Genomic DNA, 13,674 nt, shown 5'->3' with positions numbered 1-13,674 from the left:
ATATTAATTTATCTACAAAAATTATATTACACTAAATTAAAACATATTTACATTGAAAATTTATAAAACATAATACTTTTTCTAATAGTATAAGCGTATAATAATTATAAATAATTATTATATTTGAAGGTGTTCACAAAATGAGATATCCAATTGGAATCATAAAATTTTTTGCACAAGAAGAATGGAGAAAAGATTTTTTAAATGGGAAAATTTATTTCAAAGCTAGTGGATATTTTAGGGAACTAGAAGATACATATCGTGGAGATAAATATGATGGTCAAAAACCCATAGATATAAAATTATCAAAAATATCTATAATGAAAGATAATAAAGTAGTGATTCCAAATGATAAATTGCTTAATATGACATTTGGATTTAATGGTGATGACAAAATACCTATATGTTGTGCATCTAGTGTTGACTATGATATTTTAAATATCGAAAATAATATGTACAAATTTAAAGAAGACTTCATAAATAAAATGGCGCAATTTGGAAAATATATTGCCTATGTCCCTATAATGGCTCACTTGTCAAGACAGAAATCTAACGATTTTATAATGAACCTTAAGCCGTGGCATAGTCTATCAGCATTGCTGGATAGTACAGCGTAGCTGGCACCTGATAATCAATTGCTGAATGATGCCGTTTAAAATTGTAGGTATAGATATACTTCTTAATTGCTTGACGCGCCTCTTTTAGGTTGGCATATTGGGTCAGATAAGCTTCTTCATACTTGAAACTTCGAAACCAACGTTCAATCATAATATTGTCAGCCCATCGTCTCTTCCCATCCATGCTTTGACGGATATTATTCCCCTTGAGAAATTCAATATATTCATTGCTGGTGAATTGACACCTCTGATCTGAATTTAAAATTAGTGGCTTGGCAACTCTAAAAGCTTTTCCAAGTGCATGAATGACCATTCTTGTATCCAATGTATCATCTACTTCCCAGCCAACAATACATCGGCTATACCAATCGATGACAGCAGTCAAATAAAGGAATCCTCGCTTGATGGGAATATAGGTGATGTCTATTGACCAGGCTTGATTTGGCCGAGATATTACGGCATTACGCATTAAGTAAGGACATACCTTTGCCTGCTGCATGCGCTTTGAAAGATTCATCTTCGGATATATCGCGTCAATTCCCATTTCCGTCATATATCGGCGTGCTTTCCTGCGCCCTACTAAATAACCGAGGTTTTTAAGTTGAAATGATATTTGACGTGCGCCCCAAGCGGGATTATCCGTATGAATACTGTCTATAATGGCCTTACATGCAAGCTCTTCTTCTGAAACTGGCGTTCCTTTGTAATAAATGCTAGTACGATTTACTTCAAGTAATTCAGCGCCTTTTTGAGCTGGAAGTTCCTTAGTCGTCAAAAGGTTTCGGACTAAATTTACTTTCGTAGTCAGGTCCAAGGAGTTCTGTAGATTTTTTTTCAATCAGTCCACCTGCATGGTGAGCTGGCCAACCTTTTTCGCATATTCTTCTTTCTCTTTGCGTTCCTCATCAAGCTTTTCTCTGATATTCTCCTCACGGGAATCATCGAATACAACAGAGGCTTTATCAAGAAATTCCTTTTTCCAGTTTCGCAAAAGATTTGGCTGTATGCTATTTTCGGTAGCTACCGAGTTGAGATCTTTCTCACCCTTGAGCAGTTCAAGAACAAGATCCGATTTGAATTTTGCTGTGAAATTTCTTCTTTTCCGAGACATAAATGAACCTTCTTTCGAGTGTTATCTACAGTATATCAGGTTCATTATAAACGTGTTCAGAAAATGTCTTAATTTATGAGACCATTATAGTTTGCCAGCGCAGTGACCTAATGCACCATAGTGATTTAATCCAGCATCACGTTTTTTATTGTAAAGCTGCTTAAATATATCAGTGTTTCTTACCACATTGTAAGCCGCATATATTAAGGCGAATCTGAGGTATCTTGAGCCTCTTTTAGACATTCTAGTGTGATTGGCATTGAAATTTCCAGATTGATGAACGGAAGGATCAAGTCCAGCAAAAGCAAGTAGTTTATGTGGTGTTGAAAAACGCTGAATATTACCTATTTCACCTAGAATAATTCCGGCTTCAAGATAGCTAATGCCGGGAATGGTCATGATGACAGTATCCAAGGAAAGCAGAATGTTTTTTATATTGGATACCACATCCTCAATTTGGCTATTTAGCAACTCGATCTGCTCAATGGTCTGGGTTATCTGAATAGATATAGAACTATCGCTGGAACCGATAGACTTCTGTGCTAGAACTCTTAATTCTTGAGCTTTATCTTTTTTAAAATGACCATTGGAAGCATTTTTAAGAAGATGAGCCAGATGAGTCATATGCATGGAAGCTATTTTATCCGGTGAGGGAGCCGCCTTTAGTGTGGCGTATACAGCCTTATGATGTATTCCGTTAAAAAAATACTGAAGTTCAGGAAAAGCCTGATCCAAATAAGAAGTAAGCATAATTTTATTACGTGTACGCTGCTTCATCAGTTTTTGACGGAAACGCCCTAAATTTTTCAGATACAGTAAATTAATATCGTACTGAGTGAAAAGTCTGTAAGGCTGAGTCATAAGAGTTTGGGCAATAATGAAAGTATCAACCTTGTCAGTCTTGGTTTTGCGAATTCTGTTCTTTCGCATAGAAGAAGTCTGAAGAGGATTAAGAATACTCACATGAAAATGCCTGAAAACAAGGAATTCGACAAGATTGTTGCCATAATGAGCCGTAGATTCAAGACCAATGATGAGGCAGTCTTTGTCAAAATGTTCCAGGACATCGAGCAGCCTACAGAAGCCATCATTGTCATTTGTGAATTTAAATGGTTCAATTAGGACTTTACCATCAGAAGATAAAATGGAAGCAAAGTGATTGAGCTTGGCAATATCAATGCCGACATAGATCATGGGAAACTCCCCTTTCCTTATTTTATGATGATGTGATATCCGTTAACGATTATCATCGTAGACTTGATTGAAATTAGTACTCCAAAGCTGATTTTAGCTTATGGTACATCCAACTATAAACAATTCAGATAATGAAACGGCAATACACTCCTTAAAGTAGTTGAACTACAAGAAAAAAATTAAAAGTCCACACCATCTGAATGTATTATAGTCACATACACGTATAATTAAAAGAAAGGAAAGTATGTAATTTTGCTTCTGTAATTATCATACAAGTATAAAATGCTAAACAAAAGAGAACGGGCTGAACATGATCAATTGCTTGCCAGAATTAAAGGATTACAGGAAATCAACAAAAGTTACCAAGATACTATTGAGCAACTCAAAAAAAATATCATGCATTAGAAAATCAGTATAACCTATTAATAGAAAGTGTTACAAAAATAAAAAAATAAGATAGATCATCTTTTTTCCCCTAAATATTTTCAGCTGTAATTAATACTGCAGCACTAGATCAAAAAAATCCGTCAGATTGACCTGACGGATTTTTTGATTTACAAATTAAAGGTTAATATCAAAACTGATGAACACTGCTACAATTATTGTAGCGAAATGCGATAATTATATTCGTTAAATGCTTAATCGTTGTCTGCTTCACCAAATTTAAAAGCTTTTTTGGCAGCTTTAGGCGAAGTTTGAAATTTTTGTTTTACGTAAGCGATCAATCAAATAGTGTATAGAAAAAATGCCGCTAATCCTGTATTCTACATACAAGGACTAGCGGCATTTTTATAACTTTATAATTATTGACTACAGTTATTTTTTATTTCGTCACTCCATGGCAGATAATTTTCTATCAGCGCAGGATTATGAATAATTGGCTGGTTAGGCAGCTTTTTAAATATGTATTCAAGATATTTATAAGCATCTATTTTATTTGCTTTGCAGGTTTCTATTATGCTGTATACTGCGGCGCTTGCTTTGGCTCCTTTGGGCGAACCGGAAAACAGCCAGTTTTTCCGGCCTATGGTAAATGGACGGATGCTGTTTTCTGCTAGGTTATTGGATATGTCACAATGACCATTTTCTAAGTAGGTCTGCAATTTTTGCTGGTTGTTTAGGGTATAGTTTATTGCTTTGCCTAGTTTGGATTTTGGCAATATTTTATTTTTATTTATTTTAAGGTATGACCAATAGGCCTCCAGTAGCGGTTTTTCTTGCTGGAGACGTTCTTTTTGCCTGTTTTGTATGGGTTCTTTTATTAATAGTTTTTCTATGGCAAACAGTTTATTTATTTGTTTTATGCTTTCTTGTGCTATTGTCCCGGAAAGTTCATCAGTGTCAGAAGGTATTGCTTCAACGAAGTATCTTCTGGCATGGGCCCAGCACAGACAATGTTTTATGTTTTCTACTTTTTCATAGCCAATATAGGCATCGGTGTGCAAATACCCGTTATATCCTTGGAGAAAGTTTTGGGCATAATCGCCTTTTCTTCCTGGCTGGTATTCGAATATCCGGATGTTATGTATTGGGTCATATTTACCGCTGCTATACAGCCACATATAGGATTTTGCTGTGTTTTTACGGTTTTTTTCGCCCATTACCTGTACTGGTGTTTCGTCTGCATGAATAACTTTTTCTTGTAAAAGATATTCATGCATTTTTTTTATTATGGGCAGCAGCCACTCTTGTGCTGCTAAAACTATCAATTGGCAAGCGTTGCTCTGTTTAGTTTTATGCCTAATTGCTGCCATTGTTTTTCCTGACGGTAAAGTGGTACTGCATATTCATATTTTTGCTGCATGGTATGAGCTATTGCTGACGGTGTGGCTATACTATGTGGTATTACGGATGCTGGTATTTGTGGTTTTTCTATACTGAAGTGTTCATTTTTTCGGCAAGTGCGGCATTCAAATGTCTCCCGGTAAAGGTCTATTACTTTTACTTTAGCTGGGATATATTCTAATTCGCTGCGGATAAATTCTTCACCCATGGAGACAAGGTTACTTTGGCAGCGGTTACAAATCCGTTTATCTTCAGGTAGTGTTATAATTTTCTTTTCATGTGGCAGGTTTTCCAGCAGTTCTTTTTTCTGCCCGGAATATTTTTTGCGTTTATGTTCTTTTATTATCTGTATTTCTGGTTCGGGGGCAGTTTTCTTTGTTTGCTGTTCTGCTTCGTCAAACAGGCTTAATTGCTCTTCACAAATAACAGCTGTTTTTTCTGTTTTACGGCCAAATACATGTTTGCATAGATAAGCAACCTGTTCTTTAAGTCGCAGGTTTTCTTCTTCTAATGTTGTTATGCGTTTTTTCATTGAAGCTTCCAGCTGTGTCATAAATAACCGTCCTTTAATAAAAAGATGTTTACAGTAATCGAGTAGGAGGTCACTCATTAATTGAATGACCGACCTCTCACACCACCGTACTTACTGTTCAGTATACGGCGGTTCAATAATTTAACGTGAATGAAACATCTCATATTTCTTGGCTATATTCATATAACCAAGCGACTCAAGATATTTATCTGTTAGTGTTTTGCCTAATATTGGACTGTTTGCGATGCGCCAGTACCCCAGTCTTGTATTGGCATACTCCCACGCCTTGCCTTTGTACAATCCTAATCGATTCAGATTTTTAAATCTCGCGGAAATTTTCTTCCACTGTTTCCACAGATACATTCTCAATCTACGCCTAATCCACTGGTTTAAATCTTGTATTCTGCTGCGCATATCGCTTATGGAAAAGTAATTAAGCCAGCCTATTGTATAATTTTTTAATTCAAGCAAGATGCTTTCTATTGACCGGCCGCGACTGCGGCCGGTTATTTCTTTCACCTTTTGCTTGAATTTCCAGATTACATTTTGGTGTGGCCTGATTCCTATTTTCCCTACTACTTTGTGCAGAGAAAATCCTAAAAACTTTTCCCGCAATGGGCTGCCTATTTTACTTTTCTTCCGGTTGACTTTTAGTTTCAGTTTTCCTTCAAGATAGTTTATACAGCTCTCCATTACACGTTTTGCCGCTCTTGGCGTTTTTACATAGATGTTACAGTCATCGGCGTATCTTACAAATTTATGTCCCCTGCTTTCTAGCAGTTTGTCAAATTTTGTAAGATAGATGTTAGACAGTAATGGTGACAGGTTTCCTCCCTGCGGCGTTCCTGCCATTGTCGGGCTTATTATTCCGCCTTCCATTACTCCGCTCTTTAAATATTTTCGGATGAGTGCTATTGCGCGCTCATCCTGTATTTCTTCTCGGAGCATGTTTATGAGCATGTCATGATTTACCGTGTCAAAGTACTGTGCAAGGTCAAGGTCCACTATTTTAGTGTATCCTTCTTTATAATAGGCTTCCGCCTGTTTTATGGCCAGGTGCGCACTCTTTCCCGGTCTGAATCCATAACTGTTGTCTGAGAATGTCTGTTCGAAAATTGGCTGTAGTACCTGCATTATTGCTTGTTGTATTACTCTGTCCAGTACTGTTGGTATGCCAAGCTTTCTTTTCCCTCCGTCTAGCTTAGGTATTTCTACCCGCCGTACCGGCTGTGGTTTATATTTCCCGTTCTTTAGCGATTCAAGGAATTCTTCCTTATGTTCTTTTAACCATCCGTACATTTCGTCAACTTTCATGCCATCTACTCCGGCTGCGCCTTTCTTTCGCTTTACCCTGAGATAGGCTTCATTGAGATTTGCCGGACTTAGGATTATTTCTAACAGGTTCACACGGTTCTTTGTTGCAGTTCCCAGCGATGTCATGCTCTGCGCTCCCTTGCTACTATCTGTTTCCAACATACCCTTACAAGGGCAGTCCATTTTATTGGTTTTCTGCTTTCTTTGCATGACTTCTCCTCCCTCTGCCCAAGAACGCTATTATTGTTCAGTCCTTCCTGGATTTCTTCCAGTACTATGACCTCAGCTGACTTCTCACGATAAATCTTATTTCAACCATGTTTCAATTTTATTTCTGCATGTCCGCGAGACCTCCCCGGGTAAGAACGCAGTCTTTCTCTCCATCCATCTGCCACATTTACAGGATTGGCCTCGAATAGTTTTGGGCTTTGGTTTGTCTAGCAACCTTACCCGGTTACTCCTGCCTTATATGTGATTTCTGTTCGTCAGACCAGAGATTTGCCGCTGGCTTCCTTTAGATTCCACCTCGCGATGGACACCCTTGCCTTAAGCTATGTGCTTGGCACTATTAACCTGCACTCGGGACTTTCACCCGTTAGACTGCGCCCATGCCGGGCACACTAGCAGAAAGACCGGTAAATTCATAGCAATTTATGAATTTACCGGTCATATACAATTTTTAGCGGTTATTTTCTTTACAGCTTTAGGCTGGTTTATGCATAAACCTTCCAGCAGCCAGCGTAATTGCTGCCGGCTTAAATCCAGTACTTCTTCAGGTGTATCCGGTCACTGGAATTTGCCATTTTCCAGCCGTTTATATAAAAGGACAAAACCGTCACCTTCAAATAATAATGCTTTAAGCCGGTCGTGTTTCCTGCCGCTGAATAAAAACAAACTCTTGTCAAACGGATCCATCTTGAATTTTTGCTGTACTAAACAGCAAAGACCATCTATTGACTTTCTCATATCCGTATGACCACAGGCTATATAAATATGTTCTACTGAAGATATGTCACCGAGCATACTTCTGTTCCATTTTTATAAATAACGCCAGCGTTTCTTCTAGATATTGAGAATTTATATTATCCTGTGTTTCCAAGCAAAAATTACCATAACGAATGATGATTTTTGCTGGAACAGCTGCTGATTTTAACGAGCCGGCATCCGTAATATTAACAGGAACAATAGCACCTGTTAAAGACTTAGCTGCTTCATTACGGATTAATTTCTGCCAATAATAATAACTTTTTACATTCAAACCATACTTTTCGCAAAAAGATTTTACTGTAAGATTGCTGTCGGCTCGCTCTTTCAAATACTTCCGCCATTGCTGCAAACGATATTGTCTGGTTAATTCTTTAGTACTTATGAGAAAATCCCCCTTTAGACTTTTTCGAGTTTTTCGACCTGCTCTGAAAACTCTAAAGAAATTATCTCATGTTTGAGGTATGTTTTATAGCCACTGTTTTATTTTGCGGTTACGCTATTGAAGCCGGCATTATTACCGAAACGACTAAGGAACGTCTTACACAATTAGAGCAAGACAGGCTAAACGTCGATATGGAAATAAAAAACCGGCAAGCCCAAAACAGCCTGCCGGAATTATCCGAAAAACACATCATATACATGCTAAATCATTTTTACAAACATCGTGCCGATGAAGATTTCTATGATAAAATCATTGACGGCTTTATTCATAAGGTATATGTATATGATGATTCTCTATATATAATATACAACCTCATTGACACTGGCAAGGATATCGACAAATCCGATATTGACAGCCTTTATATGAGTTCGCATATTAATTTACATGGTGACCCACCGGGGAATCGAACCCCGAACCTGCTGATTAAGAGTCAGATGCTCTGCCAATTGAGCTAGTGAGTCATTCCTTAGGTACCTGATACATTATACATGAGAATTCTTAAAAATACAAGTACTTTATCAATAAATATTTCTATTTTTTACTAAATCTATTTATCAAATCCAATGCTAATTCTGCATTACTTGATGCAGCGCGGCGCAATTCTACCAATCGCTGTTGATTTATGTCCCTAAATTTAGATCTATCTTTCCATTTAACTGTAAATTCTTTCAGGACAGTATCAGTAGTAATATCATCTAATCCTGCTACTGCATTCTCTCCTATAGAATGCAAAAATCTATCAACTTTAGGATCATAAGATATCCCCAGCATAGGTATTCCCATAACCCCTGCAAAAATTAATGCATGTAAACGAATAGATATAAGTATATCCAAATTTCCAGTAATTGATAAAAGCTCAGCAGTTGTATATTCACTATTTAATAGAACTGCCTTAGTTTTCATATATTCTGTAATTTTCTTGGCTGCTTTTACATCTTCTGGAAATTGCATAGGTACAAAAACTATCTGAACACCAAAATCACTGCTAATTTTATCAGCAACCTCAGCTAAAACTCTTTTATAATGTTTTAAATCCCGCCATTCACGTACGCATATCCCAACAATAGGTTTTGCTAGGGAAAGTTTATTATCTAAAAAAATTTTTTTTCCCATTTCTCGCGAAACAGGATGTATAGCTAATACCGGATCTGCTGTTACTTTAATCACAGGTTTGGATATATGCATTTTTTGTAGCTCACCCAGGGAACCCTCATCACGAATAGTTATCAATTTTGTATGATTGCCAAACCAACACATAAGTTTTTTAGGCAGCCAGCCAAAAACCGGACCTATTCCTTGAGCATAAAGCATAACAGGAGTTCTTACCATGATCGCTAAAAATAAAATACCCATATAATAATATAGACTACGCCCGCTAGTAACATTTTGCAGCAAACTGCCACCACCGCTTATTAACAAATCAGCTCTTCGCAAAGCCCGTATTATAGAAAAAACATCTAGCCAGTTTATTGTCTCTACACCGTGTTTTCTTGCTGTATCAGTAGGATTAGCCGATATAACAGTTATTTTTATTTTAGGATCGAGTTCTGTAAAAACTTCTAGCATAGCAGCAAGCATCGCTTCATCACCAGCATTTTTAGAACCATAATACCCAGAAATTACAATACTACTCATTCCCGGCATTTTTCCTCCTCTCTGTCGAGGAAGATATATATCTCCATAATTCCAAAAATAATAATATAACGAAACCTAATATAGATCCCCATATTATTCCATCAAATCCACGCATAACAGACATATACACAGGCGTTCTCATATGGGCAAATGTCTCAACCATTGAACCTTGTCCAATAGTTGCTCCAAATACTAATATACCAAAAATAAATACCGGCCACTTTCTAAACCACGCCATAATCATCATAAAGAAAGCCGGATGTCCAATGAAAAGTTCCTTAGAACGTGGTCTGGCAAAAAAGGCCTTTTCTAAAAATGCTCTTATTTTTAATTCAAATCCTGGAACAGGAAAACCTGCTGTATGCCCAGAGCGTTCAATAAACACAACTAAAGCTGCCAGCAAAAACAAAAATACCATTAATGTTTTTACCAATATCTTCATATTTAAAAGATGTCTTATCTGTTCACAAAGTCCCATTGGCAATAATGGATTTTCATCATCAAAAATATTATATCTCAAGCAAAGTGCAATGCCCACAAGAATTAAAGGTAAAACAAAGGTTAATTTTATCCCGCGGAAAATATCTATTTCTAAAAAATAACGGACATCTGATAATAGTCCTGAAATATATACTGCCCCTGTCAACGAAATAATACTGGCAATAATTATTCCTCCTGCGCAAAAAAGAATAACTTTACCAAAATTAATATCTCTACTACGGTTTTTTGTCTTTAATTTTTCTAGAATCCATATCATTGCCAATGCCGGAAAAATATTAGCTGAAACCAATGCTCCCAATAAACGTATTTTATTACCATGACCTATTGCTAAAGGAATTACGCAGATAATAGCTGTTACGGCAAATAATAAATATTGATATTTCATTTTAAATTCAGGAATAATCAAGGATAAATATAATACTCCTGCTGCACACACGCCCAACATCATTATTATACGCAGTAAATAGCTAGCAGTATAATCTGTGAAGCTGCTTGCCGGTCCAATCTTGAAGCCCTTTGCCTCCAATTTATTTCTCACATCAGAAAAATATCTCATATTAGTTTCCATTAATGACATTCCTGGAGCTGACTTATCATAAGGCCTTAATAAATCAATGCGAATATTTCTTTCTTCATCAGTGTTACTCCAACGCTCTACTGCATCAGCCATCTTGAGTTTTGGTTGTTCACCTTTAGGAATAGCATATAACCGTGCGGCTTTATAATTCAGTCCTTTTGCAATATCAATAAGACCTTTTTGTGGATAAAACTGCAATTGCGTTATATTTTCGATCATCCCAAGTGTTATATTGTATTTTTTCATTTTCTCAACAGTATAATCGATCAGCTTAGGTGCACCAAGTGTTTGTGGTCCAGAAAAGATAATATCAGAAACTTTTATTCCATTTAACCGGTTAAATACCTCATCTATTTTTTCTTTATTGACATTTTTATAATTACTTGGGCGGGCTATTACATAAAATCCAGCAGCATTTACAGCTTTCATTTCATCAGTAGGCATTCCTAAATTCATCTTTAAAAAATCTTCATAATTAGCTTTGACAGCCAATACTTTTTCTTCACCAACCATCAAAGGATTAATCCGTTGATCACCAAGCCGCAGATACAAATCCTGTTCAACTTCTTTAAATGATTGTTTATCATTACCAGTCACATATACATCTGTGCCAATAATTTTCCCTTCTTTGACCATTTCTCTCCATGCTGGATCAGAAAGAGCGCCATTATGATATTGCTGCAATATTTCACTACCGGCTGTTGCCGAAACTTTGCCATTAGCATTTAATTTTTTAAACGTAGTTTCATAAACAGCTAAAGATGTTATTCCTGCATTTCTTGCCTCAGCAAGTACTTCAGATGGTGGTAAACCTTCATCTTCGGCTAATTTTAGTAAATCCTCATAGTCAAGAGCCAGTTCAATTGTTTTGTTACTTTGTTCTACATGATAACGCTGAAAACTAATAAACAATCCAGCCATAAGTCCTATTACAATTAGTATCATGAACCAGCGGTTATAATTGAAAACCTTCAAAATTTTTCCCACCTTGCTTATTCTTTGTGAGCATTCGCTACTATAGCTATTTCATTTTCTTTCTGTACTACCGAATCAATTTTTGCATCAAACGGTAATTTATTTCTGTCAACAAGTAGAACATTTTCCATTTTATTTAAACTGATTTTCCCCAAAAAGTCATTTTCAACATCCAGTTCAGCTATTTTAAAATATATGTTGCCACCCTTGGTATAAAGATGACCTCTCATTTCTGCTGAAATTTTATTGCCCAATAATGGTATTGCTGCTTTAACCATCACAAATTTAGGCATTATATTTACATGGACATCCTGTACTTTGCTTATTCGCCTAGCTAGTAATTTTTCTAATGATTTATTATCAATAGTGCAAGAAATCTTTATATTTTTTGCACTATTAATTTTAAATTGCTTTTTTACTAATGATGGCATATCAAGCTGTATGTTTTCACCAACCAATGATAAATTATGAACTTCTGTATTACCTATAACTGCCGTGTCTGCTGTATAAACAATTTTATCAATATCTCCTGCGGCAATCATAAAAGACGGATGTACCTCAATTTCTCCATTAATATTATGGGCCTGCATAGTATTTTTTAAATAACTATGCAAAGTAAAAGAAATAAAATTAGGTAAAAACAAATTTGTTACTATTGTCATAACTATTATTAGCAATGAAACAATTATTAACCCCTTACGCAAATTCATCACCTACACTATCAGACTATATAATATAGTAAATTTCTGAGTTTCTAACTACTAAGGCATAATCTCAATCTAATAGATATTACACCGTAGATTCCCCTGTATGGCAAATTCTACAGGTCTTAAATTGCATTTACTCGCATGCTATATCAAAATATCACACTTATAGCTTTTTATTAGCTTTAGCCCGCAAATAACTTTCTATGAACAGGTTAATATTACCATCCATTACTGCCTGTATATCGCTTGTTTCAGTATTAGTCCGATGATCTTTTACAAGATTATACGGATGGAAAACATACGACCGAATCTGACTGCCCCACTCTATTTTCTGCTGTTCGCCTTCCAGCTTAGCCAGTTCTTCTTCTTTTTTCTGTAATTCTAATTCAAACAAACGTGCTCTCAATAATTTTAAACACTGTTCCTTATTTTGCAATTGGGAACGCTGATTTTGGCATTGTGCTACAACGCCTGTAGGTATATGCGTCATTCTGACCGCGGAATCGGTTTTATTTATATGCTGACCACCAGCGCCACTGGCTCTGTAGGTATCAACTCTTACATCTGCCATATTAATGTCCAAATCCACATTATCATCAATTTCAGGCATCACATCACAAGCTGAAAAAGAAGTATGACGACGTGCATTGGCATCAAAAGGCGATATTCTTACCAGACGGTGAACACCTTTTTCTGATTTCAAATAACCATAAGCATTCCGACCCTTTATCATCAAAGTAACTGATTTTACTCCAGCTTCGTCTCCTGGCAGCAAATCAACGGTTTCAACAGTAAACCCATTTTTCTCCGCCCATCGCCCATACATACGTAAAAGCATCTGCGTCCAATCTTGTGCTTCCGTTCCGCCGGCACCAGCATGAAGCGTCAAAATTGCATTATTGCTATCATATCGGCCTGATAACAATATTTCCAATTCCAATTGATCCAGTGCCGCTGTTATCACTTTTATTTCTTTTTCTACTTCATCACAAACACTTTCATCATTATCTTCCATACCCATTTCCCAAAGTATCTGCATGTCATCATACTTATCAATAAGTTTTTGATATCTTTCAACATTATCCTTTAATGTATTCAACTCTGTAGATACTTTTTGTGCATTTTCCGTATCATCCCAAAAAGCCGGTTCACCCATTTTATATTCAAGTTCAGCTATTTTTTCTTTCTTGTGAGCTACGTCAAAGTGAAGCCCCCATTTCTTCTATCTTTTTTTTAGTATCTGTTATCAATACACGCAAATCTTCCAGCACTGCTTCCACATCCTTACATTATTTAA

12 protein-coding genes, 1 tRNA gene and 1 pseudogene are annotated in these 13,674 nt (G+C 36.4%); 2 read left to right on the top strand and 12 right to left on the bottom strand.

Annotated features, from left to right (window positions below; translation table 11 throughout):
• The first annotated feature begins 140 nt into the window (after window positions 1-140).
• Window positions 141-617 (top strand): hypothetical protein, encoded by a 477-nt coding sequence (locus I6760_RS11200; RefSeq protein ID WP_196594492.1) that lies wholly within the window; start codon window positions 141-143, stop codon window positions 615-617.
• Here the strand turns inward: I6760_RS11200 and I6760_RS11195 are convergent.
• The 3 genes from I6760_RS11195 to I6760_RS11185 all read right to left on the bottom strand — a co-directional run bounded on the left by I6760_RS11195 (window position 571) and on the right by I6760_RS11185 (window position 2,922).
• The gene (locus tag I6760_RS11195; protein ID WP_196594491.1) at window positions 571-1,455 is read right to left on the bottom strand and encodes an IS3 family transposase; all 885 of its coding nucleotides are present in this window, start codon (window positions 1,453-1,455) and stop codon (window positions 571-573) included. The two genes, I6760_RS11200 and I6760_RS11195, sit on opposite strands and share 47 nt — an antisense overlap.
• Window positions 1,456-1,728 carry a transposase gene (locus tag I6760_RS11190; RefSeq protein WP_196594490.1) on the bottom strand — a complete coding sequence of 91 codons (273 nt, stop codon included), beginning with the start codon at window positions 1,726-1,728 and terminating at the stop codon, window positions 1,456-1,458.
• A gap of 84 nt (window positions 1,729-1,812) precedes the next feature.
• Window positions 1,813-2,922 (bottom strand): IS110 family RNA-guided transposase, encoded by a 1,110-nt coding sequence (locus tag I6760_RS11185; protein ID WP_196594489.1) that lies wholly within the window; start codon window positions 2,920-2,922, stop codon window positions 1,813-1,815.
• 282 nt (window positions 2,923-3,204) lie between these two features.
• Here I6760_RS11185 and I6760_RS12880 point away from each other — a divergent pair, with 282 nt between their 5' ends.
• Window positions 3,205-3,327, top strand: a complete 123-nt coding sequence (locus tag I6760_RS12880; protein ID WP_269140280.1) for a hypothetical protein — start codon at window positions 3,205-3,207, stop codon at window positions 3,325-3,327.
• Window positions 3,328-3,725: 398 nt separating this feature from the next.
• On the opposite strand, the pseudogene tnpC reads toward I6760_RS12880, so the two are convergent.
• The 9 genes and pseudogenes from tnpC to prfB all read right to left on the bottom strand — a co-directional run bounded on the left by tnpC (window position 3,726) and on the right by prfB (window position 13,648).
• A pseudogene (gene tnpC / locus I6760_RS11180) lies at window positions 3,726-5,317 on the bottom strand (IS66 family transposase).
• A gap of 63 nt (window positions 5,318-5,380) precedes the next feature.
• The gene (ltrA, locus tag I6760_RS11175) at window positions 5,381-6,763 is read right to left on the bottom strand and encodes a group II intron reverse transcriptase/maturase (RefSeq protein ID WP_231036083.1); all 1,383 of its coding nucleotides are present in this window, start codon (window positions 6,761-6,763) and stop codon (window positions 5,381-5,383) included.
• Between the two features lie 576 nt (window positions 6,764-7,339).
• A complete protein-coding gene (gene tnpB, locus I6760_RS11170; protein ID WP_196594488.1) occupies window positions 7,340-7,576 on the bottom strand; it encodes an IS66 family insertion sequence element accessory protein TnpB in 237 nt (78 codons plus the stop codon).
• Complete coding sequence (tnpA, locus tag I6760_RS11165) at window positions 7,566-7,889, bottom strand: IS66 family insertion sequence element accessory protein TnpA (RefSeq protein ID WP_407947300.1); 324 nt, start codon at window positions 7,887-7,889, stop codon at window positions 7,566-7,568. The genes tnpB and tnpA overlap by 11 nt, the downstream gene beginning before the upstream one ends.
• Window positions 7,890-8,367: 478 nt before the next feature.
• Window positions 8,368-8,443: transfer RNA gene (locus I6760_RS11160), tRNA-Lys, on the bottom strand.
• Window positions 8,444-8,513: 70 nt separating this feature from the next.
• Complete coding sequence (gene csaB / locus I6760_RS11155) at window positions 8,514-9,617, bottom strand: polysaccharide pyruvyl transferase CsaB (protein WP_196594872.1); 1,104 nt, start codon at window positions 9,615-9,617, stop codon at window positions 8,514-8,516.
• Window positions 9,610-11,670: a DUF5693 family protein gene (locus tag I6760_RS11150; RefSeq protein ID WP_196594486.1), complete on the bottom strand. Its 2,061-nt coding sequence runs from the start codon at window positions 11,668-11,670 to the stop codon at window positions 9,610-9,612. The genes csaB and I6760_RS11150 overlap by 8 nt, the downstream gene beginning before the upstream one ends.
• Window positions 11,671-11,687: 17 nt before the next feature.
• Window positions 11,688-12,374, bottom strand: coding sequence for a hypothetical protein (locus tag I6760_RS11145; protein WP_196594485.1), 687 nt, complete (start codon window positions 12,372-12,374; stop codon window positions 11,688-11,690).
• 166 nt (window positions 12,375-12,540) lie between these two features.
• Window positions 12,541-13,648, bottom strand: a protein-coding gene (prfB, locus tag I6760_RS11140) for a peptide chain release factor 2 (RefSeq protein ID WP_196594484.1) whose coding sequence is annotated in 2 segments (ribosomal slippage) — window positions 12,541-13,578 and window positions 13,580-13,648 — 1,107 coding nt in all. Because the reading frame shifts where the segments join, the coding sequence is not laid out codon by codon here.
• Window positions 13,649-13,674: the final 26 nt, after the last annotated feature.

The organism is Pectinatus sottacetonis (assembly GCF_015732155.1).
Classification (GTDB): Bacteria; Bacillota; Negativicutes; order Selenomonadales; family Selenomonadaceae; genus Pectinatus; species Pectinatus sottacetonis.
This window is presented reverse-complemented; position numbering and strand designations above follow the sequence as displayed.

What these genes read in the sequence shown, in the direction of transcription:
- I6760_RS11200 (WP_196594492.1), top strand. Translation starts at nt 141, where the DNA reads ATGAGATATCCAATTGGAATCATAAAATTTTTTGCACAAGAAGAATGG.
- I6760_RS11190 (WP_196594490.1), bottom strand. Translation starts at nt 1,728, where the DNA reads ATGTCTCGGAAAAGAAGAAATTTCACAGCAAAATTCAAATCGGATCTT.
- tnpB (WP_196594488.1), bottom strand. Translation starts at nt 7,576, where the DNA reads ATGCTCGGTGACATATCTTCAGTAGAACATATTTATATAGCCTGTGGT.
- csaB (WP_196594872.1), bottom strand. Translation starts at nt 9,617, where the DNA reads ATGAGTAGTATTGTAATTTCTGGGTATTATGGTTCTAAAAATGCTGGT.
- ltrA (WP_231036083.1), bottom strand. Translation starts at nt 6,763, where the DNA reads ATGCAAAGAAAGCAGAAAACCAATAAAATGGACTGCCCTTGTAAGGGT.
- I6760_RS12880 (WP_269140280.1), top strand. Translation starts at nt 3,205, where the DNA reads ATGCTAAACAAAAGAGAACGGGCTGAACATGATCAATTGCTTGCCAGA.
- I6760_RS11185 (WP_196594489.1), bottom strand. Translation starts at nt 2,922, where the DNA reads ATGATCTATGTCGGCATTGATATTGCCAAGCTCAATCACTTTGCTTCC.